Raw genomic sequence first — 24,384 nt, 5'->3', positions numbered from 1 at the left:
CGGGGATCACGGAGGTCCGGCCTTGTAACCCACTCCTCGAACAGTCAGCACCACAGTCGGGTTCTCCGGGTCTTGCTCCACTTTGGCCCGTAGGCGCTGGACGTGCACGTTCACCAGCCTGGTGTCGGCCGGATGACGGTATCCCCAGACCTGTTCGAGGAGCACCTCACGAGTAAACACCTGCCGCGGTTTGCGTGCCAGCGCCACCAGCAGGTCGAACTCCAGCGGCGTCAGCGAGATCTGCTCACCGGCCCGGCTCACCTTGTGCGCCGGCACATCGATGTCGATGTCGGCGATCGAGAGCATCTCGGCCGGCTCGTCGTCGTTACGGCGCAGCCGGGCCCGCACCCGGGCCACCAGCTCCTTGGGCTTGAACGGCTTCATGATGTAGTCATCGGCGCCCGACTCCAGCCCGAGCACCACATCGACGGTGTCGGTCTTGGCGGTGAGCATCACGATCGGCACACCGGAGTCCTTGCGCAGCACCCGGCACACGTCGATGCCGTTCATGCCGGGCAGCATCAGGTCCAGCAGCACCAGGTCGGGCCGCAGCTCGTGCACGGCGGTGAGCGCCTGGGTGCCGTCACCGACGACCGCGGTGTCGAAACCCTCCCCACGTAACACGATGGTGAGCATCTCGGCCAGCGAAGCGTCGTCATCGACGACAAGGATCCTTTGCCTCATGGCGTACATGGTGTCACCAGATCGAGACAAAAGCCTGCTATCACACGCGCGTTTCGCGGAGTTACCCGCGCATTTGGGCAGTCAGGTCGGCCGCCAGTGCCGCGGCGTCGACCGTCGGGCCGACTACCTGCCAGCGTCCGCCGAATCCGGCCCGGGCCAGCCCGCGGTATACCTCGCCGGTGCGGCGCTGCAGAGCGTCGTCGCGCTCGTAGCTGTCCCGGGCGCGCGCGGAGTCGTGGTCCTCGCGGTGCCGGGCGCGCTGCGCGGCGAGTTCGGAAGGCACGTCGAGCAGCACCTGCCAGTCCGGAGCGGGCAGCCCCAGCCGGCCGAACTCCAGCTGCCGCACCCAGTCCACCATCTCCCCGGCGGCGTCCTGGTGCAGCCGAGCCGCGCTGTAGGCGGCGCTGGAGGCGACGTACCGGTCGAGGATCACCACGTCGTGGCCGCCGAGCAGAACGCCGATCTGGTCCTTGGCGCCGGCACGATCCAGGGCGAACAACATCGCCATCCCGTACACCGAATCCGCCAGGTCACCGTGAGCGCCGCGCAGCGCCTCGGCGGCCACATCCGCGGTCACCGAGACGCCGTAGCGCGGGAATGCCAGGGTCGCCACCGACTGACCGGCACCTTCGAAGGCCGTGCGCAATCCCTGGGCCAGGGTGTTCTTGCCGGCGCCGTCAACGCCTTCGATCGCGATCAGCACGGCCGGAAGCCTAACGACCCCGGGGCCGAGCAGACACAAAAGCCCCCATTTCCAGGCCGGAATGGGGGCTTTTGCGTCTGCTCGCGGGAAAGACTCGCGGAGAGAATCAGTACCGGTAGTGGTCCGGCTTGTACGGGCCTTCGACGTCGACGCCGATGTACTCGGCCTGCTCCTTGGTGAGCTTGGTCAGCGTGCCGCCCAGGGCCTCGACGTGGATGCGGGCCACCTTCTCGTCCAGGTGCTTGGGCAGCCGGTAGACCTCGTTGTCGTACTCGTCGCCCTTGGTCCACAGCTCGATCTGCGCGATCACCTGGTTGGAGAAGCTGTTGCTCATCACGAACGACGGGTGGCCGGTGGCGTTGCCCAGGTTGAGCAGCCGACCCTCGCTCAGCACGATGATCGAGCGGCCGGTGTCGGGGAAGGTCCACACGTCGACCTGCGGCTTGACGTTGTCGCGGACGGCCCCGGAGCTCTCCAGCGCGGCCATGTCGATCTCGTTGTCGAAGTGGCCGATGTTGCCCAGGATGGCCTGGTTCTTCATCGCCTTCATGTGCTCGAGGGTGATGATGTCCTTGTTACCGGTGGTGGTGATGACGATGTCGGCGTCGCCGATGGCCTGCTCGACGGTCTGTACGTCGTAGCCCTCCATCAGTGCCTGCAGCGCGTTGATCGGGTCGATCTCGGTGACCGTGACCCGGGCGCCCTGGCCCTTCAGCGACTCCGCGCTGCCCTTGCCGACGTCACCGAAACCGCAGACCAGCGCCTTCTTGCCGCCGATCAGGGCGTCGGTGCCGCGGTTGATGCCGTCGATCAGGGAGTGCCGGCAGCCGTACTTGTTGTCGAACTTGCTCTTGGTGACCGAGTCGTTGACGTTGATCGCCGGGAACACCAGCTCACCGGCGGCGGCCAGCTGGTACAGGCGCAGCACGCCGGTGGTGGTCTCCTCGGTGACACCCTGGACCGACTCGGCGATCTTGGTCCACTTGGTCTTGTCGGTCTCGTAGCGCTCGCGCAGCCGGGCCAGGAAGACCTTCCACTCGTGAGAGTCGCCGTCCTCGGCGGGCGGAACCACACCGGCCTTCTCGTACTGAGCGCCGCGCAGCACCATCATGGTGGCGTCGCCGCCGTCGTCGAGGATCATGTTGGCCGGTTCGCCGTCCCACGTCAGGGCTTCCTCGGCGCACCACCAGTATTCCTCCAGGGTCTCGCCCTTCCAGGCGAAGACCGGGGTGCCCTTGGGCTCCTCGACGGTGCCGTGCGGCCCGACGACGACCGCGGCCGCGGCGTGGTCCTGGGTGGAGAAGATGTTGCAGGACGCCCAGCGGACCTCGGCGCCGAGGTCGACCAGGGTCTCGATCAGCACCGCGGTCTGGATGGTCATGTGCAGCGAACCGGTGATCCGGGCGCCCTTGAGCGGGTTGACCCCGTGGTACTCGTGACGCAACGCCATCAGGCCCGGCATCTCGTGCTCGGCCAGCCGGATCTCCTTGCGGCCGAACTCGGCCAGCGACAGGTCAGCGACCTTGTAGTCGATGCCGTTGCGGCTGTCCGCGGTCAAACTCATCAGTACGCCCCCGTTAGGTTCGGTGAATTGGCTCCGCTACAAGCTACCGGCGCAGGCCGAAGTCTGCTCGGCCGGGTCATTCGGCGTCGACGACGCCGTAGGTCTGTGCCGCCGGGGTGAACAGTCGGGCCAGGTCGGCAGCCACGTCGTGGTCGGCTTCCGGCGGCATGGAGACATAGCTCATGGCCAGCCGCACCACGGCACGGGCCAGGATTCCGGCGTCGTCTTCGCTGACCTTGACCCAGCTGTGCATGAACGACGACGTCAGCCGGGCTGAGCTGCGGGTGATGATCGGGCCGCTGTCGGTGGTGATGATCTGCAGCAGGTCGGGCTTGGCGGCCCCGGTCAGCAGCGAGATCACCAGCGGGTCGGCGGCCGAATCGGAGAAGAAGGCCCGGAACCCCTCCAGGAACGCCGCGTGGATGTCGCCGACGTTGTTGGACATGGCGCGGTCCACGGCGTCGACCAGGCGGTCGGCCAGCCGGATCGCATAGCCCTGCGCCAACCCCTGGCGCGAGCCGAACTCGTTGTAGATGGTCTGCCTACTGACCCCGGCCGCCTCGGCCACCGCGGCCAGTGTGATCGACGACCAGTCACGGCGGGTCAGCAGCTCCCGCATCGCATCGAGCACCGAGTCGCGCAGCAGCGCCCGGGATGCCTCGGCGTAGGGGATGCGTTTCACCACCGCGAGATTAGCTGTTGTCACCGCCGGAAGACTTCCACCATCTCGAAATCGGCCGCGGCCGCGCCGCAGTCCGGACCGCGGTATCGGGCGGCCATCACACCGCTGCCGCGTCGGCCCCGCGATAACGGGCCAGGATCTTCGCGCGCCGGCGTGGGTCGATGTTGACCCGGGTGATGTCGCCGCCGTAGTGCGCCAGCACCCGGTGGTCCATCAGCCTGCGCCACAGCGGCGGGAGGTAGGTGAGCCCGATCAGCGACGCGTATCCGCTGGGCAGGTTCGGCGAATCGGAGAAGCTGCGCAGCGTCTGGTAACGCCGGGTGGGGTTGGCGTGGTGGTCGCTGTGTCGCTGCAGGTGGTAGAGGAACAGGTTGGTCACCAGATGGTCGGAGTTCCAACTGTGTTCGGGCGTGCAGCGTTCATAACGGCCGTTCGCACGGGTCTGCCGCAGCAGGCCGTAATGCTCGATGTAGTTGACCGACTCCAGCAGGGAGAAGCCGTAGACGGCCTGGATGACGACGAACGGGATGAGCGCCGGGCCGAACACCGCGATCAGCACTCCCCAGAGCACCACCGACATCAGCCATGCGTTGAGCACGTCGTTGGACAGTCGCCAGGGTCCCTTGTCCAACCGGCGCAACCGTGCGGCCTCCAGCTGCCAGGCCGAGCGCAGACCACCGAAGACGCTGCGCGGCAGGAACTCCCAGAAGGTCTCACCGAACCGGCCCGACGCCGGGTCTTCGGGGGTGGCCACCCGCACGTGGTGGCCGCGGTTGTGCTCGACGTAGAAGTGCCCGTAGCAGACCTGCGCCAAGGTGATCTTGGACAGCCAGCGCTCGAGCCGATCCCTCTTGTGCCCCAGCTCATGCGCGGTGTTGATGCCGACGCCGCCCAGGGTGCCCACCGACAGCGCCAGCCCGATCTTGGCGAACCAGCTGAGAGACCCCTCGACTCCCAGCCAGCCCAGATCGGTGGCGGTGAACAGGTAGGCGCCCAGGACGAGGCTGGCGTACTGGCACGGAATGTAGGCGTAGGTGCAGTAGCGGTAGTACCGGTCGTTCTCCAACTGCGCCATCAGCTCGTCGGGCGGGTTCTGCCCGTCAACCCCGAACCGCAGATCCAGCGCCGGCAGCAGCACGTAGACCAGGATCGGCCCGATCCAGAACGGCACCTGCCCGGCCAGATGCCAGCCGAACCGGTTCATCGCCCAGATGAACGGCAGCATGGTGAACATCACGGTCGGAGCGATCAAGCCCATCAACCAGAGGTATCGCTTCTTGTCCCGCCACACCTCCGCGGTCTGGATGCTCATGCACGCCCTCCTTGTGAGTTCAGCCACCGTCGCGGTTGGACATTACGTGGCTGTCCGTACGTTGTCTAGACATTTGATGGCAATTTGTACACGAAAATGGTGCGCTGCGTCCCGCAGATCCGTATAACTTTGGGTGCACAACGCACTCAGGGATGGGCACGACCGCGATGACGACGGCAGGTTCGAGCGCAGGCGCGCGGCCGCGTACCGCCGTCCGGATCCGCGACTACGCGGCCGGACTGGCCTTCGCCCACCTGCTGACCAGCGCCGAGGCGATCGCGGTGGTGGTGTCGCTCAACGGGGAGACCCCACTCACCGACTCCTCCTTGCTGTCGGTACCGAACCTGGTGCTGGTGGCGGTACTGGTGACGCTGGGCACCGCGACTGTCGTCGCCGCGGGCAGCGCCAGCATCGCGCCGTCGGTGCGCTGGTACACCGCCGGAGCCCCGCCCGACCGCGGACACCACCGCGCAGCCATCAACATCCTGCGCCGGCAGTCGGTGATCGTGCTCGGGACCTGGCTGATCGGCGGGGCGATCGGCATGGCCGCGATCCACTCCCACAACTTGGGACTGATAGTGCTGCTCAGCTCGATCATCGTGTTCGGGGGTACCGCGTCGCTGAGCACCAGCATGCTGTTCACCCAGCGCACCTTGCGCCCGATCGTGGCCGCCGCCTGGCAGGGGTCCGACGTCCGCGCGACCGCCCCCGGCGTGCTGGCCCGGCTGGTGACGATGTGGTTCGTCACCTGTGCGCTGCCGTCGGCGGCCATCATCGCGCTGATCGTCTGCCGGCAGATGGGCTGGATCATCGACCCGGACTCGTCGGTGGAGATCCCGGTGCTGGTGCTGTGCGTGGTGGCGGTGCTGCTTGGCGTCCGTGCCATGATCCTGGTGTCGCGCTCGATCTCCGATCCGGTCGGCGAGGTGGTCAACGCCATGGCCCGGGTCGAGCGCGGCGAGATGACCACGTCGGTCGGCGTCTACGAGCAATCCGAGATCGGTCGGCTGCAAACCGGATTCAATCGCATGGTGGCCGGCCTGGCCGAACGCGACCGACTCCAGGACCTGTTCGGCCGCCATGTCGGTTCCGACGTCGCCCGGCTGGCGGTGGAGCAGGATCTCGCGCTTGCCGGCTCGGTGCAAGAGGTTGCGATCCTGTTCATCGACCTGGTGGGGTCAACCGAGTTGGCGGCCACCCACCCGCCCGACGAGGTCGCCGGGGTGCTCAACGACTTCTTCCGCATCGTGGTGGATGCCGTCGACACACAGCGCGGTTCGATCAACAAGTTTCAGGGCGATGCGGCGCTGGCGGTGTTCGGCGCTCCAGTCCCGTCCGTTCACGCGGCCACGGCGGCACTGGCCACTGCCCGCACCCTGATCGCCCGGCTTCGCCGGCTGCCGCTGGTGGACTTCGGGATCGGCGTCTCGGCGGGTCCGGTGTTCGCCGGCAACATCGGCAGCGAAAACCGCTACGAGTACACCGTGGTCGGCGATGCCGTCAACGAGGCCGCGCGGCTGGCCGACCGCGCCAAGGCCGTCACGGCTCGGGTGTTGTGTTCGGCGACCGCGCTGGAACGCGCCGACGACGACGAGCGGGCGCATTGGGTGCACCATGGCTCGGCGATATTGCGCGGCCGCGCGCAGCCCACCGAAATGTCGATGCCGATCACCGAGCCCGCGACCTGGGGTGACCTGGCTGCTGGGCACGTGCCAGACTCCGAGGATGGCTTATGACATCGCCCGCCCGCAGATGGAGGGGAACATCGCCGTCGGCGAGGACCGTCAGCTCGGCTTCGCCGAATTCGGCGCTCCGCAGGGCCGGGCGGTGTTCTGGCTGCACGGCACGCCCGGCGCCCGCCGGCAGATTCCCGTCGAGGCACGGCTGTATGCCACCGAAGCCAACATCCGCCTGATCGGAGTGGACCGGCCCGGGATCGGTTCCTCGACCCCTTTCCAGTACGAGACGGTGTCCCAGTTCGCCGATGACCTGCGCACCGTCGCCGACACCCTCGGGATCGACAAGATGGCGGTCATCGGGCTGTCCGGTGGCGGCCCCTACACGCTGGCGTGCGCGGCGGCCATGCCCGAGCGGGTGGTGGCGGCCGGCATTCTGGGCGGTGTCGCCCCGGCAGTGGGCCCCGAAGCTATCGACAGCAACCTGATGCGGCTGGCCCGACTTGCCGAGCCGGTGCTCGACCGCGCCGGACGCCCCATCAGCGTGCTGGCCGCCGGACTGATCCGGATGGTCCGGCCGGTGGCCTCGCCTGCGCTGGAGCTTTACGCGAGGCTCTCGCCCGAGGGCGACCGCGAGATGCTGTCTCGTCCGGAGTTCAAGGCGATGTTCCTCGATGACCTGCTCAACGGGTCCCGCAAGCAGCTCGCCGCGCCGATCGCCGATGCCGTCCTGTTCGCCCGCCCCTGGGGCTTCCGGCTCGTTGACGTGAAGGTGCCGGTGCACTGGTGGCACGGCGACGCCGATCACATCGTCCCGTTCTCCCATGGCAAACACGCGGTGGCGCTGCTGCCCGACGCCCGGCTCTACCCGATTCCCGGGGAGAGCCATCTGGCCGGACTGGGCCGCGCCGAAGAGATTCTGTGCACCTTGCTTCAGGCCTGGGACGAGGCGGACGAGCCGACGCCATGACCGCGCCGCAATCGATCCGGGAGTTGTTCGCCCAACTCGGTCTGCAGGAGGTGCCGTCGGCCGAGGGCACCCTGACATTGGAGATGCCGGTCGACGAGCGGGTGGTCAACACCTCCGGCGGGCTGCAGGGCGGATTGATCGCCACCATGGCCGACGTGGCGGCCGGCCAGCTCGCCGCCCGCAGCACACAATTCGGCAACGGCATCGCCACAACGGATCTGTTCATCCGCTACCTACGGCCGATCACGATCGGGCCTGCCCGGGCGGTCGCGTCCATCTTGCGCACCGGCCGGCGTTCGGTGGTGGCCCAGGTCGACATCTACCGCGGCAATGACGATCAGCTCGCCGCCACCGCGACGGTGAACTTCGCCGCCATCGAGCTGCCTGGCTGATCGCCGGCGCGGCCGCTCTCACATCCTTCTGGAATCCGTCGCCGAATCGCGGTGACTCAGTTCGGCGTACTCAGCCGGCTTTCGATGAAGTGCGGCAACCGGAACCGCCGAGGCGCATGCACCACCGGTATGTCCTGGGGTGCACCGCCGTTCTGGGCGGCGGTGTAGGCCGCGGAATTACCGGCCACGCGCAGCACCTGGCCGCGCCAGCTGATGTCGGCTTCCCGGTAAGCCTCCACCAGAGCCCGCTCCAGCAGCTCGTCGGCCTCGGCGATCGACAACGCCGCCAACTCGACGAATTCTCCGTCGCGGGCATCGAGTTTGAGCGTGGTGGGACCGGTTTCCACCAGGTCGCAGTTGGCCCGGATGCTCAATTCGGCGTTGGAGCGCGCCAACCCGGCCAGCGCATAGCAGGCCAGCAGGACACGGCCCGCCTCGTCCCCGGCCGGACCGCAGTCGAACCGCAGCTGCCGCAGCGCGGCGAAGCTGAGCACCTGGGTGCGGATAATCCGGCTGCAGCACACGCCGGTGTCCGACACCGCGCGGGAATCCGCTGGTGCACCATCGACGAGTACACCGATGATCTCGCCCGACAGCACACCGCGGAAACGGCTTTGGCCGGTTCCGAGGGCGGCGTCGATCGCACCGAAGACCAGACTGCCGGGGCTCAATTCCAGGAGTGCGCGGGCGTTGTCCGGTGTGCTCTCGCGGGCCATTCGGTAGGCGGGGTGTGCGATAGCGGGCTTGGCGTCGATGGAGCCGGTGAGAAAGTGTCCGTCGAAAATCCGTTGCGGCAGTTCAAGATCGGTGTACACCAACCGGCCGCCCTCGTAGGAGACCTCCATGCGCGGCACCCGGCTCAATATCGGGTGCTGGTCATGGATGCCCTGCAGGATCGCGGCTTCGACGCGCTGGACCTGGCTCTGGTTGTCGTCGATGAGCACCGTCGTGGTCGGCTTGCCGTCGATCAGGCGGGTCTCGGCGGGCGACGCGGAGCGCCCAGCGCGGGGAGCCGGGCTGACCGCGGCGTGCGGCCCACCGGCGGGTGCCAGCTCGGTGGACACGGTCAGCGTGCTGCCGCCACCGGCCTGGCAGGCCGCGGTGAGCTGCGGGAAGGAAAGTTTGGGCAAAGCGATCAACCTTTCTGCTCCACCGAGTGTGGCACAGGCGTCCGGTCCAGGTCCGGCTCGAGATAGATGACCAGCGCCGCGGGTACAGCCGCGCGGATGTTGGCTTCGGCGGCGTCGATGGTCGCCGCGACGCCGGCCAGGTCAAGCCGGGGAACCAGCGCGATCTTGGCCCCCACCAGCATCTCGTCCGGGCCCAGGTACTGGGTGCGGATATGGATCAGGCGCGTGACGTTCTCGGTTCCCTCCAGCGCCGCGCGAATGGCTTGATCTTCGGCGGCGGTGGCGCCCTCGCCGATCAGCAGGCTGTGCATCTCGACCATCAGGAAGACCGCGACCGCCCCCAGCAGCGCACTGATGCCCAGGGTCCCCACACCGTCCCACACCGGGTTTCCGGTGACCACGCTCAGCCCGACCCCGATGAGTGCCAGTGCCAGACCGATCAGCGCCGCGGTGTCCTCCAGCAGGACCACCGGAAGCTCGGGGTTGCGGGACGTGCGCAGAAACCGCCACCAGCTGCCGTCGCCCTTGAGCGGGCGCGACTCGCGCAGCGCGGTGCGAAAACTGTAGGTCTCTAACCCGATAGCCACCAGCAGGATCGCGATCGCCACCACCGGCGAACTCAGCTCGACCGGGTGGCGAACCTTCTCGTAGCCCTCGTACAGCGCGAACATCGAGCCCAGGCTGAACAGCACCAGCGCTACGACGAACGACCAGAAGTAGCGGCTGCGGCCGTGCCCGAACGGGTGCAGCGCGTCGGGCGCTTTGGTGGCGGCGCGCTGGCCGAACAGCAGCAGCGCCTGATTAGAGGTGTCGACCACCGAGTGCACCGCCTCGGCGAGCATGGCGGCGCTACCGGTGATCAGGTAGCCGATGAACTTCGCCACCGCGATACCGGCGTTGGCCGCCAGCGCAGCGACGATGGCCCTGGTACTACCCGAGGACGACACTCACAGGCCTATCGTGGCGCGGAACAGGGCGGCTGGCTGCTGGGCGAGCAGCCGGATCGGCCCGTCGTCGCAGGGCACCCAGGCCGACTCGCCCCGGTGCAGCGTCAAGGTCTTGGACTTGGCGTGCACCGTGATCGAGCCCTCGGTGCACAGCAGGATCTGCGGACCGTCGTGGCGCGCCGGCGCATCCACCTCGTGGCCGAGGTGAGTGCCGTCAAGCGTCAGCCGCGACAGCGCGAATTCCTCGGCGGGAGTCTGGTAGACCACCTCGAGTCCGTCGGTGTAGGTGGCCGGCCGCAGCGCCTCCTCGGTGGTGGGGGTGAAATCCAGCACCCGCAGCAACTCCGGAACGTCGACGTGTTTGGGCGTCAGTCCGCCGCGCAACACGTTGTCGGAGTTGGCCATCACCTCAAGACCCACGCCATGCAGGTAGGTGTGCAGGTTGCCGGCCGACACGAAGATGGCCTCTCCTGGCGCCAGGCTGACCCGGTTGAGCAGCAGCGAGGCCAGCACACCGGCATCCCCGGGATACCGCTCCCCCAGTTCGAGCACCGTCTTGGCCTCCGCGGAGAACTCGCCGGCCTCGGAGCTGAGGTACTGGATGGCCCCTTCGAGCACCGCGGGCACCAACACGTCCAGATCAGGTTGGGGTGCGGTGATCCAGGTGGTGAACAGCGCCCGAAGCCCGTCGGCGTCGCACTGCGCATCGGACTGGCCGTCACCGGACTGGCCGCCGAGCAGGTCGATGAACGGGTCCAGGTCGGATACCGCCAGCGCCCTCAGCAGCTCGATGGTGCGCGCCACCGGCCGGAACCCGGCCAGCGCCTCAAACGGCTGCAGCGCCACCAGCAGTTCCGGCTTGTGGCTGGTGTCGCGGTAGTTGCGGATCGGCGAGGACACCGGGACCCCGAGCCGCTCTTCGCGCTCGTAGCCCTCGATCGCCTGCATGGCACTGGGGTGGGCCTGCAGCGACAGCGGCTCGTCGGCGGCCAGCACCTTGACCAGAAACGGCAGCCGGTCACCGAACCGCGCCTGGGCCACCGGGCCCAGCTGACCCTCCGGGTCTCGGGTCAGAACACTGAGCAACGACACCTCGCCGGTATCGGTCTCCAGGCAGGCCGGATCCCCCGGGTGTGCACCCAACCACAGCTCGGCCTCCGGATGCGCCGCCGGCACCGGGCGCCCGGTGAACTCGGCGATAGCTGTCCTCGAGCCCCAGGCGTAGGTCCGTATCGCACCGCGTAGTTGTTCCACTGTTCCCGTCAACCCCGCAAAAGTCGCACGTAGGCGGCGGCCATCTCCAACCGCACGGCCAACACTGCAAGCTGCTCTTCGGCCCGGCCCGGGCCGCTCGGAGACAGCCCCTGGGTCGGGGCCGCGGTTTCCTCCGAGGCGCCCGCTGCCACCGGTACGTCCCCGGCTGCGACCAGGTCGACATCGTGCAAGCCGTTGATTCGGGCCGCCACCACGGTACGCTCGGCGGCCAGCGTCAGGACCAGCACCCGCAACCGGTCGACGGCCGGACCGTCGATCTGTTCGTCGTGAAAGATGTCGGGGACGTCGCGACCACCCGCGGAGCGTGCCCGCAGTGCGATCACCGCGTCAGCCAGCCCGGTGGCCGCCACCGTGGTCCGACCGATCCGCAGCATCGCCGCGCAGCCGTGCCGCGCCAGCGCCAGGGTTGCCGCGCAATCGCCGGCCAACGCGACGTCGCGGCCGACGATGCGGTCGGCCAACATCTTCGCCGGGTTGGTGAACAGCTCACGCGCAGCACTGTTGCGCAGCGCCTCGGCGTCGAGTTCGTCGGCCAGCGCGCCCAGGTCGGTCCGTGCAGCCGCACCGTCGGCCTCCAGCGCGTCCATGACGGCCAGCCCAGCGGCCAGGTAGCGCGGCAGGCCGAACTCCGCCGCGACGGCGATCCGCGGCTCCAGCACAGCCACGCGGCCGGCGGTGGCGTCCCGGAGCGGCCCCTCATAGGGCGCGACCACCACCACCCGTGCTCCGCGACGTACTCCGGCCGCAGCCGCAGCGACCAGCGCCGGGTCGCCCGGGTCGTCGCCGGCGACGATCAGTACGTCCAGCGACCCGATCCAGGACGGGGCCTCGGCGGCCAGCACCAGCGGCGCGCGCGCCGAATCGCCGCGCGTCGCGGCCAGCAGACTCCCGGCCGTGGCGGCGGTACCGCGGGTGGACAGCCAGATAACGGTCCGCGGCGGGTAGTCACGGCTTTCGCTGCGCACGGCATCCAACGCGCCTTCGTCGACCGCTGCGGCGGTGGCGCGCACCTGCGCCCCGGCCATCGACGCGGCCCACAGCGCGCCGTCGTGGTCAGCCGCCAACAGGGCCTCGGTGTCATCGAGGTCGACGGTGGAGAAAGAGCCGGAGAACGCGGTCACGGACGCGACTTCTCCGCGGCGGTGACGGCTTGGCCCTGCCGGGCGATCTGTTCGGAGACTTGCGCCACCACCGCGTCCACCGCGGCGGCGTCGGGCGCCTCGACATTGAGCCGCAGCAGCGGCTCGGTGTTGGAGCTGCGCAGGTTGAACCAGCTGCCCGCACCCAGGTCGACGGTCACGCCGTCGAGGTGGTCGACGGCCACCTGGTCACCGAACGAGCTGACCACCGCATCCACACAGGCCTGCGCATCGGAGACCGTGAAATTGATCTCGCCGGACGCTGCGTAACGCTGGTAGTCGGCGGTCAGCTCTGAGAGCGGCCGCTGCTGTTCGCCGAGCGCCGCCAGCACGTGCAGGGCGGCCAGCATGCCCGAGTCGGCGCCCCAGAAATCCCGGAAGTAGTAGTGCGCCGAGTGCTCCCCGCCGAAGATGGCCCCGGTCTCGGCCATCAGCGCCTTGATGTAGGAGTGCCCGACCCGCGACCGCAGCGGTGTGCCGCCGCGCTCGGTGACCAGTTCCGGCACGGCATGCGAGGTGATCAGGTTGTGGATCACCGTCGCGCCGGGCTCGCGGGCCAGTTCGCGGGCGGCCACCAAGCCGGTCACCGCCGACGGGGACACCGGCTCGCCGCGCTCGTCGACCACGAAGCAGCGGTCGGCGTCGCCGTCGAAGGCCAGCCCGATGTCGGCGCCCTGCTCGCGCACGAACGCCTGCAGATCGGTGAGGTTGGCCGGGTCCAGCGGGTTGGCCTCGTGGTTGGGGAAGTTGCCGTCCAGCTCGAAATACAGCGGCAGCAGCGTGATCGCGCCAACCGATCCGAACACCGCCGGCGCGGTGTGGCCGGCCATTCCGTTGCCGGCGTCGACAGCCACGCGCAGCGGACGCAGACCGGAGATGTCGACCAGAGAGTGCAGGAACGCCGCATAGTCGGCCAGCACGTCGCGGTCGGTGACGCTGCCGCGCGACCCCTGGCCGTCGCCGGCCGGGTCGACACCGGCGATCAGCTCATCGCGGATCCGGCCCAGGCCGGTGTCGGCGCCCACCGGCTTGGCACCCGCCCGGCAGAGCTTGATGCCGTTGTAGGCGGCCGGGTTGTGGCTGGCGGTGAACATCGCACCCGGGCAGTCCAGCGCCCCGGAGGCGAAATAGAGCTGGTCGGTCGACGCCAGCCCGATCCGGACCACATCCAGGCCGCGGGCAACCACGCCCTCGGCGAACGCCGCCGACAGCACTGGCGAACTGTCCCGCATGTCGTGGCCGATCACCACCTGCCGGGCGCCTTCCTCGGCCATCAGCCGAGCAAACGAGGATCCGACCTCGGTGACGAGGGATTCATCGATCTCCGAACCGACCAGGCCGCGTACGTCGTACGCCTTGATCACACGGTGGACAGCCGCAGCGGGCCGAGACATGGACAGGGCTCCTGACGCAGTGGACTCTTGACGCTCAAGCCTAGCCCGGAACCCGCGATCAGTCCGACGGGTCTGGCAACACACGCAGGTGGCCACGGCGTCGACCATTGGTCTTGCCGGGCGGACCGGGCGGTGCCAGCACACCGCCACCGGGTCCAGCGTTGGGCGCTCCCCGGGTCGGGGAGTCGACCGGATTGGCCTGTGGGTACCACCCGTTGGCCGGGGCCGCTCGCCCGGATTCGCGCTCGCGAACCGCCTCGGCAAGCGCGATCAGGTCATCCTCTTCGGGGGACACCCAGGGGCCGGGGTGACGGACCAGTTCCCAACCGCGCGGGGCTGTGATCCGGCCCGCGTGGCTGAAGCACAGATCCCAGGAATGCGGCTCGGCGGCGGTCGCCAGCGGGCCGACCACGGCGGTGGAGTCCGAGTAGACGAACGTCAGCGTCGCCACCGCATAGTGCGGACACCCTGGCCGGCAGCAACGGCGGGGAACGTTCACGCGGTCGAGGCTATCGTGGCCGCGCGCCCCGGCGGCGCCGGACACGCGCAATCGGCCGGCACCCTATGCACAACCGTTACCATCTTCTTCCGTGACCGCCACGCGTCGCCGCAGGCGCGGCCGTGAAACCCGCGGGCCGCTGTTGCCGCCGACCGTGCCGGGCTGGCGCACCCGTGCCGAACGCTTCGACATGGCGGTGCTGGAGGCCTACGAGCCCATCGAACAACGGTGGAAGCAACGGCTGACCGCGCTCGACGTCGCGGTCGACGAGATCCCGCGGATCGCGGCCAAGGATCCCGACAGCGTGCAGTGGCCCCCGGAAGTGGTCGCGGACGGGCCAATTCCGCTGGCCCGCTTGATTCCGGCCGGGGTGGATGTCCGCGGAAATCCGACGCGTGCCCGAATTTTGTTGTTCCGCAAGCCGATCGAGCAACGCGCGAACGACAGCACAGAGCTCGGCGATTTATTGCACGAGATTCTGGTGGCCCAGGTCGCCACCTACTTGGATGTCGAGCCCGCCGTCATCGACCCGACGATCGACGACTAGACCCCGCAGAGAGCGCAGTCGGGGAAGACGCGCTCAGATGATGCCGCGCTTGAGGCGGCGGCGCTCACGCTCGGAAAGCCCACCCCAGATACCGAAGCGCTCGTCGTGCGCCAGAGCGTATTCCAGGCACTCGCTGCGAACCGAGCACCGCTGGCAGATCTTCTTGGCCTCCCGGGTCGAGCCGCCCTTCTCCGGGAAGAACGCCTCCGGGTCGGTCTGCGAGCACAGCGCACGGTCCTGCCATTGCTCGTTGGTGGCCGTCGCCGGGTCGAACGGGTCGAACTCGTCATAGTCCTCGGGTTCGGGAACCAGACTCAGATGCGGCCGGCTGGGCGTCGCCTCGAGCCCGGTCGGCGTAACCAATTCGGCACCGGCGTGCGATGCACCGCCCATCACGCCCCAAAGGTGCTCATAGGACATGCTCCGCCTCCTCACCTGTAGCGCGATCCTGATATGTCGGCCGAATATCGAGATATTGACCATCCCAATTCGAACATGTGATCGAATCTCGGTCTGCGACACCGAAATCGGCTGGCCAACCGGGAAATGACACTAGTGTGATTAGACACGGGTTGACCAGCCCGGTCAAGCCGAATGGCCAAATTCCTTACCATCTCGTGATCGATTTCCAACGTGTCCGAGACCGGCGAGTCCCTGTCATCTACCCCACACTCGCCTATCGGCGTGTCTTACCGCGCCCCTGCCGCGACCGGTGACGGCGGTCCGCCACGCCGAGCATAACGGCGCCAACGGTACTGTCGTGCGCTGTGAAGGTCACCGTTCTCGTCGGGGGGGTCGGCGGCGCCCGGTTCCTGCTCGGCGTCCAGAAACTGCTGGGTCTGGGCCAATTCGCCGAATCCGCAGCGGACAACGGGACCGCCGCGCACGAACTGACCGCAGTCGTCAACGTCGGCGACGACGCCTGGATGCACGGGGTCCGCATCTGCCCCGACCTGGACACCTGCATGTACACCCTGGGCGGCGGCGTCGATGCCGAGCGCGGCTGGGGGCACCGCGACGAAACCTGGCACGCCATGGAGGAGTTGGCCCGCTACGGCATGCAGCCCGACTGGTTCGGCCTCGGCGACCGGGATCTGGCCACCCACCTGGTCCGCACCCAGTCGCTGCGGGCCGGCTATCCGCTGACAGAGGTGACTTCGGCACTGTGCGAACGCTGGCAGCCGGGAGCGAAGCTGCTTCCCGTCACCAACGACAGCTGCGAAACCCACGTCGTCATCACCGATCCGGCCGACGACACCCAGCGCGCAATCCACTTCCAGGAATGGTGGGTGCGCTACCGCGCCCAGGTTCCCACCCACGGCTTCGGTTTCGTGGGCGCAGAGAAGGCCGCGGCCACACCGGAAGTCGTCGACGCCATCACCGGCGCCGACATCGTGCTGCTGGCCCCCTCCAATCCGGTGGTGAGCATCGGTGCCATCCTGGCCGTCCCGGGTGTTCGCGCGGCGCTGCGCTCCACTGCGGCGCCGATTGTCGGCTACTCCCCGATCGTCGCCGGAAAACCGTTGCGCGGCATGGCAGACGTTTGCCTGAGCGTGATCGGCCTGGATTCCACCTCCCGCGCGGTCGGCGAGCACTACGGCGCACGCAGCGGGACCGGGATCCTGGACTACTGGCTGGTGCATGAGGGTGAGTCCGTCGACGGTTCCGACATCGCCGGCGTGACCGTACGCGCTGCCCCGCTGCTGATGACCGATCCGGCCACCACGGCCGAAATGGTCCGCACCGGGCTGGATCTCGCGGGCGTGCGATGACCGAGCACGGCAGCGCCGCCAAGGTCGAGATCTTGCCAGTGACCGGCTTGGGCGAATTCCGGCCGGGCGACGACCTCGCGGCCGCGCTGGCCCAAGCCGCCCCCTGGCTGACCGACGGCGACATCGTGGTGGTCACCAGCAAGGTGGTGTCCAAGTGCGAGGGCCGCATCGTGCCGGCGCCACACGACGCCGAGGCGCGTGATGCGCTGCGCCGCCAGCTGGTCGAGGCCGAAGCGGTGCGTGTGCTGGCCCGCAAGGGCCGCACCTGGATCACCGAGAACCGCCTCGGTCTGGTGCAGGCCGCCGCCGGTGTGGACGGCTCCAACGTCGGCTCCGACGAACTTGCGCTGCTGCCGGTCGATCCCGACGGCAGCGCCGCCGCGTTGCGCGCCGGACTGGCCGAGCACCTCGGCGTCAGCGTGGCAGTGCTGATCACCGACACCATGGGCCGCGCCTGGCGCAACGGCCAGATCGACGTCGCGATCGGGGCGTCGGGGCTGTCCGTCCTCAACGGCTATGCCGGGTCCGTCGACCGGCACGGCAACGAGTTGGTGGTCACCGAAGTCGCCGTCGCCGACGAACTCGCCGCGGCCGCGGACCTGGTGAAGGGCAAGCTCACCGATGTTCCGGTGGCCGTCGTGCGTGGTGTTGCCAGCCCCGACGACGGTTCCACCGCAGCGGCATTGGTGCGTTCCGGTCCTGACGACCTGTTCTGGCTCGGCACCGCCGAGGCCATCGAGGTCGGACGCGGCCAAGCGCAGCTTTTGCGCCGCTCGGTGCGCAGCTTCGCCGGCGAACCCGTTCCGGGGCAACTGATCACCGACGCCATGGCCGAGGCCCTGACTGCCCCGGCGCCGCATCACACCCGCCCGGTCCGGTTCGTCTGGCTGCAGACGCCAAGCACGCGCACTCGGCTGCTCGATGCCATGGCCCAGCGGTGGCGGTCCGACCTGACCGGCGACGGCAAGTCCCCCGAGGCCATTGAGGCCCGGGTTTCGCGTGGCCAGATCCTTTATGACGCACCCGAAGTCGTCATCCCGATAATGGTGCCCGACGGCGCCCACCACTACCCCGACGCCACCCGCACGGCCGCCGAGCACACCATGTTCACGGTTGCCGTCGGCGCCGCCGTCCAGGGCCTGTTGGTGGCCCTGGCGGTACGTGGGGTGGGCAGCTGCTGGATCGGCTCCACCATCTTCACCCCTGATTTGGTCCGCACCGAACTGGATCTGCCAGCCGACTGGGAACCCTTGGGCGCGATCGCGATCGGCTATCCGACCGACCCGCCCGAACCCCGCCCACCGGCCGAAGTCGGCGACCTTCTGGTGCGGCGATGAGTCTGCACGACTCCGCCGTCGCAGCACTGAGCGCTTGGGCTGCACCGGATTCCGCGCAGGACTCGCTACGGCAGGCGGTGCTGGCGTTTCTGGCTGCCCGCCCCGACGCGTGCCGGCGCGAATGCGTTCCCGGCCACATCACCGCCTCGACACTGGTGCTCGACCACACCGGTGAGCACGCGCTGCTGACGCTGCACCCCCGGGTGGGCCGCTGGCTGCAGCTCGGCGGGCACTGCGAGGACACCGACGCCGACATCGTCACCGCCGCGCTGCGTGAGGCCACCGAGGAATCCGGCATCGTCGATCTGCGGTTGGATCCGCAGCTGGCAGCCGTGCACGTGCATCCGGTGACGTGCTCGCTGGGTGTGCCGACCCGGCATTTGGACCTGCAGTTCGTAGCGCACGCGCCGGCGGGTGCGCAGATCGGCATCAGCGAGGAATCGGACGACCTGCGCTGGTGGCCGGTGGATGCGCTACCGCCGGACGCCGACGACGCGGTGGCGCATCTGGTGGGCGTGGCGACGGATCGGTTTTGAGCTCGGCGGTCATTCCGAGCCGCTGAGCTGAGCACGAGCCCGCTAGATCTGATCGAGCGCGTATGCCGCCATGTCGGCGTCGGTCATGTGCCGGCCGGCCTCGGCGAGGACTTCGTACGCCTGATCGCCGAGTACCCCGCGCAGATGGTCGATCGTGTGTTGATCTCGAGATTGGCGGTACGCGTCCAAAGGTAGGCGGCGCACACATTGATGGTGGCGGCGGGTTCGTAGTGTCCGAGCTTGTCGAGAACGCCGGCGGGGATCGCCAAGGAAGTGTTCATCAACGAGAAGTTGCCCGCATCGGAGAAGTTGCGAATGGCGAGTTCGAGGTATTCGAAGGCGTCCGCGGACTTGCCGCCGGTGACCGCAGTCCTCGACAGGCTGGCTGCCAGATGGGATTCGGCCCATTCATTGCCGCTCTGTTGAGCGATTTCAAGGCCACGACGCAGGGCGTCCAAAGCACTCGGCGGATCCGTCACACGGTGCGCCAGTCCGTACGCAAGCAACGCGATGCATCTCAGCGAAGGATTGTCGATGCTGTCGACACGGGCCAGCATGCCTTCGGTGATCTCTCTCGCTTCGTCATCCCCGCCGACGATGTTCCCCAGGAAGCCGCTCGCCGCGGCTGATCCGGACCGTGGCCACTAGGGCATGTGTTAGCATGCATGCATGCGCACGACGGTGGAGATTACCGACGAACAGCACCGCGCCCTGAGCGCGATTGCACAGCGTCGCGGTGTGCGCGGATTTTCTGCCCTGGTCCAGGAAGCGCTGGACGGCTACCTCGCAAATTTGAACACCGATGAGGTCGACCTGCTGCTGGGCCTCGAAGGCACCCTTACCGACTCCGAGGCGCACGAGGTCCGAACCCGCATCGACGAGGCGAGAGCCACGTGGCGGGCGTCGTAGTCGTCGACACCGATCTGATCATCGATTTTCTGCGCGGCAAGGGCCCCGGCGTGTCGTTGGTCCGCGAGTTAATTGCCGGCCATCGCCTGCGTGTCACCGCGGTAACCGCATTCGAACTGCGGGTCGGTATGGACTTCTTGGCGCGCCGCGACTATATCCTCCGGCTAGTGCGCTCGCGAACCTTTCCGCTCGATTCCCGATGTGCACTGCGCGCCGGCGATGTGGCCGCCGCGCTACGACGGGGTGGCCAAGACATCGGGCTGGCCGACTGCCTCCAGGCAGGCATCTGCTTGACCTTCGACCTGCCGTTGGCCACCCGCAACCGCAAGCACTTCGAACGGGTGGACGGGTTGCGGCTACACGAGGTCGGCTAGCCAGACGTCGCTCGATCGCGTGACTAACCGCCGTTGACACTGCGTGTACGGCGGAAAAGTTCGAGAGGGATGCGCCCTGAGCGCAGAGTCAGCCGAGAGCCGGCTCACACGTCGCTGGAGTAGCGGATCCCGCAGTCGGGGATCGACACGCCGGGCCACACCCGGGCCCCGCGCAGCAACTCGCAGCGGGCCCCGATGTCGGCGCCGTCGCCGATCACCCCGTCGCGGATCAGCGCCCGCGGCCCGATCCGGGCGCCGAACCCGATGATCGAGCGTTCGATCACACAGCCGGCCTCGACTTTGACGCCGTCGAAGATGACCGCCCCGTCCAGCCGGGCACCCGGGCCGATCTCCGCGCCCCGCCCCACCACGGTCCCGCCGATCAGCACCGCACCCGGCGCCACCGAGGCGCCGTCGTGCACCAGCGCCTCGCCGCGCCGGCCGCCCAGCGCCGGCGACGGCGCGATGCCGCGCACCAGGTCCGCCGAACCGCGTACGAAGTCCTCCGGGGTTCCCATGTCGCGCCAATAACTGGTGTCGACGTAGCCGCAGACCTTCACACCGTCGGCCAGCAGCGCCGGGAACACCTCGCGTTCCACCGACACCGGGCGTCCGCGCGGGATGCGGTCGATGACGTCGCGGGACAACACGTAGCAGCCGGCGTTGATCTGGTCGGTCGGCGGGTCCTCGGTCTTCTCCAGGAATGCGGTGACCCGCCCGTCCTGGGTGGGGACGCAGCCGAAGGCACGAGGGTCACCGACCCGCACCAGGTGCAGCGTCGCCTCGGCCGCCTGCTCGCGGTGGTAGTCGTACAACTCGCTCAGATCCGCCCCGGACAGCACGTCACCGTTGAACACCATCGCGGTGTCATAGCGCAGCTTGGGGGCGACGTTGGCGATACCGCCGCCGGTGCCCAGCGGCTCCTCCTCGGTCACGTAGTCGATCTGCAGGCCCAGCGCGGAGCCGTCGCCGAACTCCTCGGCGAACACCTCCGGCTTATACGACGTGCTGAGGATCACGTGCTCGATTCCGGCCGCGGCGATCCGCGACAGCAGGTGCGTCAGGAAGGGCAGACCCGCGGTCGGCAGCATCGGCTTGGGTGCCGACAGGGTGAGTGGCCGCAGCCGGGTCCCCTTGCCGCCGACGAGGATGACCGCGTCGACTTGGCTCAGTGTCACGGTTGTCCCTTCGTCAGTTTGCGGCGGGCGTTACGCACCGCCAAGTGTGAGCGCACCGCCAGCGCACCCCGCATGCTCCAGCGCAGCGGGGCCCGCCACCAGCCGGTGTGCCGGTCGGCGAGGTAGGTGTAGGTGCTGCGGTGGTGCGCGGCCAGGTTGCGCGCGGGGTCCTTGCCGGTGGCGTGGCCCTTCTGGTGCAATACCTCGGCCGACGGCACGTAGACGTTGAGCCAGCCGGCCTTGGCCAGCCGGTCGCCCAGGTCGACGTCCTCCATATAGAGGAAGTAGCGGTCGTCGAAGCCGCCGACCGCGTCGAACGCCGCACGGCGCACCAGCAGGCAGGCGCCCGAGAGCCACCCGACCGGCCGCTCGCTGGGTTCCAGCCGTTCCTGCCGGTAGGCCCGGGTCCAGGGGTTGTTGGGCCACACCGGGCCGACGACGGCATGCATGCCGCCGCGGATCAGGCTGGGCAGGTGGCGCGCCGACGGATACACCGAGCCGTCCGGTTCCCGGATCAGCGGGCCCAGGGTCGCCGCCCGCGGCCACCGGGCCGCCGCATCCAACAGCGCCTCGATGCTGCCCGGCCCCCACTGGACATCGGGGTTGGCCACGATGAGAAATTCACTGCGCTCGCCGTCCTCGGCGTCGAGCAGGGCCACCCCGGCGTTCACCGCGCCGCCGTAGCCCAGGTTGGCCCCGGTATGCAGCAGTTGCACGTTGGGATAGCGCTGCGCGGCTTCCTCGGGCGCACCGTCGGTGGAACCGTTGTCGGCCATCACCACCCGCACCGGGCGATCGGTCGCCAGCGACAGCGATGCCAGGAAGCGGTCCAAATGCCATCCCGGCGAATAGGTCACCGTCACCACCGGTAGGGCCTCACTCACGGCGTAGAGGTTATCTGGCCAAGGCCGCGGACAGTGCATCGCTCCACCGGCGCAGCGGTGCCAGGCCGGCCCGCGCCGACTCGGCACCCGACAACGCGGAGTAGGCGGGCCGGGGCGCGGGGCGCGGATGCGCTGCACTGCTGACCGGCCGCACCCGGTCCGGGTCGGCGCCGACCGCGGCGAACACCGCGCGGGCCTGTTCGTACCGGCTCGCCGCCCCGGCGTTGGCGGCGTGCAACATCCGGGCGCTCGGCGGTGAGGCAGCCAGCGCCAACAGCGCCTCGACGAGATCGCCGACATACGTCGGGGATCCGATCTGGTCGTCGACCACCTCCACACCGGCATCGCTGGCGGCCCGCTCGCGCATCACCGCGACGAAGTCGGAGCCACCGACGGCCCCGGTGTAAACCCAGGCGGTGCGCACCACCAGGGCGTCCGGCGAGCCTGCCAGCACCGCGTTCTCACCGGCCAGTTTGGTGCGGCCGTAGACGGACAGCGGCCGGGTGGCATCCCCGGGTTCGTACGGGCGCGGCGGGCCGCCACCGAAGTCGCCGTCGAAGACGTAGTCGGTGGAGATATGGATCAGGCGCGCGCCGGCCCGTGCGCAGGCGGCCGCAAGGTGGCCCGGTCCGGCCGCGTTGACGGCATCGGCCCGCTCGGAGTCGGTCTCGGCGGCGTCGACTTGGGTGTAAGCCGCACAGTTGATCAGCACGTCACCGGGCCGCAGGTCCACCGCGTCCACCGCGGCGGCATCGGTGATGTCGCACTGCGCCGAGGACAGTGCCAGCACGTCACAACCGGTCTCGGCGGCGCGTTTCGCCAGGAAAGTGCCGACTTGGCCGCCGGCGCCGGTGATCACAATCCGCATGAGCTCGAGCTTATGCGGCGGTTCCAGCGTCGCCTCTCCTCCGTCGAGGCTCGCAAAACCGCCGGTCTGGCACGCGGTCTGGCACGCCGCACTCGGCTACCGCCGATACAGCAGTTACGCAAGTAATCTTAAGTGATGCCTGCGCAACGTGTGGTTCGTGTGATTGCCACGGTGGCAGCCGTCGCCATCGTCCTGGGTACCGGAGTGGCCTGGAGCCAGGTCCGGTCCTTCGAGGACGGCATCTTCCACGTCTCGTCGCTGGCGCTGGGCAACGGCGGATCCGACGGCGCGGTCGACATCCTGCTGGTCGGGATGGACAGCCGCACCGATGCCCACGGCAATCCGCTGACCCCCGAAGAGCTGGCCTCTCTGCGCGTTGGGGACGACGAGGCCACCAACACCGACACGATCATCCTGGTCCGGATCCCCAACAACGGGAAGTCGGCCACCGCGATCTCGATCCCCCGCGACTCCTACGTGGCGGCACCGGGCCTGGACAAGACCAAGATCAACGGCGTGTACGGGGCCACCCGCCTGGAGACCGCCGACGCGCTCGTGGAATCCGGGATGGATCCGATCCAGGCGCAGGCGCGCGGTACCGAAGCGGGCCGCGAGGCCCTGATCAAGACGGTGGCCGACCTGACCGGAGTCACCGTCGACCACTACGCCGAGATCGGACTGCTCGGGTTCGCGCTGATCACCGATGCCCTCGGCGGCGTCGACGTCTGCCTCAAGGAGCCGGTGTACGAAGAGCTCTCCGGCGCGGACTTCCCGGCCGGCTGGCAGCGGCTCGGCGGCTCCCAGGCGCTGAGTTTCGTGCGACAGCGCCACGAACTCCCGCACGGCGACCTGGACCGGGTCCGTCGCCAGCAGGTGGTGATGGCATCGCTTGCGCACCAGGTCATCTCCGGCAAGACGCTGTCCAGCCCGGGCACCCTGTCCCGGCTGCAGGCCGCAGTACAACGGTCGGTGGTGCTTTCGGCCGGCTGGGACGTGATCGACTTCGTCACGAAGGCCCAAGACCTGGCCGCGGGCAAGGTGGCGTTCGCCACCATCCCGGTGCTCGAAGAGTCCGGCTGGAGCGACGACGGCATGCAGAGCGTGGTGCGCGTCGACCCCAGCCAGGTGGCCGAGTGGGTGGCCGGGCTGCTGCACGATCAGGACGAGGGCAAGACCGAGCTGCTGGCCTACAACCCGGAACAGACCACCGCCAGCGTGCTCAACGACACCGACATCAACGGCCTGGCCGCCGCGGTCTCGGGGGTGCTCAACGCCAAGGGATTCGGCACCGGATCGGTGGGTAACAACGAGTCCGAGCATGTGCCCACCAGTCAGGTGCAGGCCGCCTCGGCCGACGACCCCGGCGCACAGGCGGTGGCCAGGGACCTCGGCGGACTGCCGGTGGTGGCAGTCGAGTCGGTCCCGACAGGCTCGGTGCGCGTCGTGCTGGCCAACGACTACACCGGGCCCGGATCGGGCATGGGCTCCGGGGGCGCCAGCGCGCAGGTGGCCGGCATCTCCAGCTACGACGACGGCGAGGCGCCCCAAATCCCCGTTGCGTCACCGATTCTGACCGCGGGTTCCAACGACCCCCAGTGCGTGAACTAACGTC

The 24,384-nt window shown here is 68.8% G+C and carries 26 protein-coding genes; 10 read left to right on the top strand and 16 right to left on the bottom strand.

Annotated features, from left to right (window positions below):
- Positions 1-6: 6 nt before the first annotated feature.
- From mtrA to ABW16_RS09045, 5 genes are all read right to left on the bottom strand, one after another.
- Positions 7-693, bottom strand: a complete 687-nt coding sequence (gene mtrA, locus ABW16_RS09065; RefSeq protein ID WP_019737852.1) for a two-component system response regulator MtrA — start codon at positions 691-693, stop codon at positions 7-9.
- Between the two features lie 52 nt (positions 694-745).
- Positions 746-1,387: a dTMP kinase gene (locus ABW16_RS09060; protein WP_047318813.1), complete on the bottom strand. Its 642-nt coding sequence runs from the start codon at positions 1,385-1,387 to the stop codon at positions 746-748.
- A 106-nt stretch (positions 1,388-1,493) separates the two neighbouring features.
- Positions 1,494-2,954: an adenosylhomocysteinase gene (gene ahcY, locus ABW16_RS09055; RefSeq protein WP_109519533.1), complete on the bottom strand. Its 1,461-nt coding sequence runs from the start codon at positions 2,952-2,954 to the stop codon at positions 1,494-1,496.
- A gap of 73 nt (positions 2,955-3,027) precedes the next feature.
- Positions 3,028-3,633: a TetR family transcriptional regulator AlkX gene (alkX, locus tag ABW16_RS09050; protein WP_047318890.1), complete on the bottom strand. Its 606-nt coding sequence runs from the start codon at positions 3,631-3,633 to the stop codon at positions 3,028-3,030.
- Positions 3,634-3,730: 97 nt separating this feature from the next.
- Positions 3,731-4,945, bottom strand: a complete 1,215-nt coding sequence (locus ABW16_RS09045; protein ID WP_047318811.1) for an alkane 1-monooxygenase — start codon at positions 4,943-4,945, stop codon at positions 3,731-3,733.
- 167 nt (positions 4,946-5,112) lie between these two features.
- On the opposite strand from ABW16_RS09045, the gene ABW16_RS09040 reads away from it, so the two are divergent.
- The 3 genes from ABW16_RS09040 to ABW16_RS09030 are packed head-to-tail and all read left to right on the top strand — an operon-like array spanning position 5,113 to position 7,983.
- The gene (locus ABW16_RS09040; protein ID WP_082134021.1) at positions 5,113-6,681 is read left to right on the top strand and encodes an adenylate/guanylate cyclase domain-containing protein; all 1,569 of its coding nucleotides are present in this window, start codon (positions 5,113-5,115) and stop codon (positions 6,679-6,681) included.
- Entirely contained in the window at positions 6,671-7,591 is a 921-nt protein-coding gene (locus ABW16_RS09035; RefSeq protein ID WP_047318888.1) for an alpha/beta fold hydrolase, read from the top strand. Before ABW16_RS09040 ends, ABW16_RS09035 begins: the two co-directional genes overlap by 11 nt.
- Entirely contained in the window at positions 7,588-7,983 is a 396-nt protein-coding gene (locus ABW16_RS09030; RefSeq protein WP_047318810.1) for a PaaI family thioesterase, read from the top strand. The genes ABW16_RS09035 and ABW16_RS09030 overlap by 4 nt, the downstream gene beginning before the upstream one ends.
- 56 nt (positions 7,984-8,039) lie before the next feature.
- Here the strand turns inward: ABW16_RS09030 and ABW16_RS09025 are convergent, their stop codons facing one another.
- Genes ABW16_RS09025 through ABW16_RS09000 form a run of 6 tightly spaced genes read right to left on the bottom strand, consistent with a single transcriptional unit; the run spans position 8,040 to position 14,367 of the window.
- A complete protein-coding gene (locus tag ABW16_RS09025) occupies positions 8,040-9,113 on the bottom strand; it encodes a type I-U CRISPR-associated protein Cas7 (protein WP_047318809.1) in 1,074 nt (357 codons plus the stop codon).
- Positions 9,114-9,118: 5 nt separating this feature from the next.
- Positions 9,119-10,060 carry a cation diffusion facilitator family transporter gene (locus tag ABW16_RS09020; protein ID WP_047318808.1) on the bottom strand — a complete coding sequence of 314 codons (942 nt, stop codon included), beginning with the start codon at positions 10,058-10,060 and terminating at the stop codon, positions 9,119-9,121.
- A complete protein-coding gene (gene manA / locus ABW16_RS09015) occupies positions 10,061-11,314 on the bottom strand; it encodes a mannose-6-phosphate isomerase, class I (RefSeq protein WP_047318807.1) in 1,254 nt (417 codons plus the stop codon).
- Between the two features lie 8 nt (positions 11,315-11,322).
- Positions 11,323-12,456, bottom strand: a complete 1,134-nt coding sequence (locus ABW16_RS09010; RefSeq protein WP_047318806.1) for a hypothetical protein — start codon at positions 12,454-12,456, stop codon at positions 11,323-11,325.
- Positions 12,453-13,868 (bottom strand): phosphomannomutase/phosphoglucomutase, encoded by a 1,416-nt coding sequence (locus tag ABW16_RS09005; RefSeq protein ID WP_047318805.1) that lies wholly within the window; start codon positions 13,866-13,868, stop codon positions 12,453-12,455. The genes ABW16_RS09010 and ABW16_RS09005 overlap by 4 nt, the downstream gene beginning before the upstream one ends.
- A gap of 58 nt (positions 13,869-13,926) precedes the next feature.
- A complete protein-coding gene (locus ABW16_RS09000) occupies positions 13,927-14,367 on the bottom strand; it encodes a DUF3499 domain-containing protein (protein WP_082134020.1) in 441 nt (146 codons plus the stop codon).
- A 91-nt stretch (positions 14,368-14,458) separates the two neighbouring features.
- Here ABW16_RS09000 and ABW16_RS08995 point away from each other — a divergent pair, with 91 nt between their 5' ends.
- Positions 14,459-14,914, top strand: a complete 456-nt coding sequence (locus tag ABW16_RS08995; protein ID WP_047318803.1) for a metallopeptidase family protein — start codon at positions 14,459-14,461, stop codon at positions 14,912-14,914.
- A 33-nt stretch (positions 14,915-14,947) separates the two neighbouring features.
- On the opposite strand, the gene ABW16_RS08990 is transcribed toward ABW16_RS08995, so the two are convergent.
- A complete protein-coding gene (locus tag ABW16_RS08990; protein WP_047318887.1) occupies positions 14,948-15,334 on the bottom strand; it encodes a WhiB family transcriptional regulator in 387 nt (128 codons plus the stop codon).
- Between the two features lie 347 nt (positions 15,335-15,681).
- Between ABW16_RS08990 and cofD the strand changes: the two genes are divergently transcribed.
- Genes cofD through ABW16_RS08975 form a run of 3 tightly spaced genes read left to right on the top strand, consistent with a single transcriptional unit; the run spans position 15,682 to position 18,559 of the window.
- Entirely contained in the window at positions 15,682-16,686 is a 1,005-nt protein-coding gene (gene cofD, locus ABW16_RS08985; RefSeq protein ID WP_047318802.1) for a 2-phospho-L-lactate transferase, read from the top strand.
- A complete protein-coding gene (locus ABW16_RS08980) occupies positions 16,683-18,023 on the top strand; it encodes a coenzyme F420-0:L-glutamate ligase (protein ID WP_047318801.1) in 1,341 nt (446 codons plus the stop codon). The genes cofD and ABW16_RS08980 overlap by 4 nt, the downstream gene beginning before the upstream one ends.
- Positions 18,020-18,559 carry an NUDIX hydrolase gene (locus ABW16_RS08975; RefSeq protein ID WP_047318800.1) on the top strand — a complete coding sequence of 180 codons (540 nt, stop codon included), beginning with the start codon at positions 18,020-18,022 and terminating at the stop codon, positions 18,557-18,559. Before ABW16_RS08980 ends, ABW16_RS08975 begins: the two co-directional genes overlap by 4 nt.
- Before the next feature lie 83 nt (positions 18,560-18,642).
- On the opposite strand, the gene ABW16_RS08970 is transcribed toward ABW16_RS08975, so the two are convergent.
- Entirely contained in the window at positions 18,643-19,116 is a 474-nt protein-coding gene (locus ABW16_RS08970) for a hypothetical protein (protein WP_047318799.1), read from the bottom strand.
- A 112-nt stretch (positions 19,117-19,228) separates the two neighbouring features.
- Between ABW16_RS08970 and ABW16_RS08965 the strand changes: the two genes are divergently transcribed.
- Positions 19,229-19,468, top strand: coding sequence for a hypothetical protein (locus ABW16_RS08965; RefSeq protein ID WP_047318798.1), 240 nt, complete (start codon positions 19,229-19,231; stop codon positions 19,466-19,468).
- A complete protein-coding gene (locus ABW16_RS23840; RefSeq protein ID WP_052956820.1) occupies positions 19,453-19,842 on the top strand; it encodes a type II toxin-antitoxin system VapC family toxin in 390 nt (129 codons plus the stop codon). Before ABW16_RS08965 ends, ABW16_RS23840 begins: the two co-directional genes overlap by 16 nt.
- 104 nt (positions 19,843-19,946) lie before the next feature.
- On the opposite strand, the gene manB is transcribed toward ABW16_RS23840, so the two are convergent.
- The 3 genes from manB to rfbD are packed head-to-tail and all read right to left on the bottom strand — an operon-like array spanning position 19,947 to position 22,772.
- Positions 19,947-21,020: a mannose-1-phosphate guanylyltransferase gene (gene manB / locus ABW16_RS08955; RefSeq protein ID WP_047318797.1), complete on the bottom strand. Its 1,074-nt coding sequence runs from the start codon at positions 21,018-21,020 to the stop codon at positions 19,947-19,949.
- On the bottom strand, positions 21,017-21,904 hold the full coding sequence (locus tag ABW16_RS08950) for a glycosyltransferase family 2 protein (protein WP_047318796.1): 888 nt from the start codon (positions 21,902-21,904) through the stop codon (positions 21,017-21,019). The genes manB and ABW16_RS08950 overlap by 4 nt, the downstream gene beginning before the upstream one ends.
- A 10-nt stretch (positions 21,905-21,914) precedes the next feature.
- On the bottom strand, positions 21,915-22,772 hold the full coding sequence (gene rfbD, locus ABW16_RS08945) for a dTDP-4-dehydrorhamnose reductase (RefSeq protein WP_047318795.1): 858 nt from the start codon (positions 22,770-22,772) through the stop codon (positions 21,915-21,917).
- A gap of 132 nt (positions 22,773-22,904) precedes the next feature.
- Between rfbD and ABW16_RS08940 the strand changes: the two genes are divergently transcribed.
- Positions 22,905-24,380 carry an LCP family protein gene (locus tag ABW16_RS08940; RefSeq protein ID WP_233424728.1) on the top strand — a complete coding sequence of 492 codons (1,476 nt, stop codon included), beginning with the start codon at positions 22,905-22,907 and terminating at the stop codon, positions 24,378-24,380.
- The last annotated feature ends 4 nt before the right edge of the window (positions 24,381-24,384 follow it).

The organism is Mycolicibacter heraklionensis, from assembly GCF_001021505.1.
Taxonomy (GTDB): Bacteria; Actinomycetota; Actinomycetes; order Mycobacteriales; family Mycobacteriaceae; genus Mycobacterium; species Mycobacterium heraklionense.
This window is presented reverse-complemented; position numbering and strand designations above follow the sequence as displayed.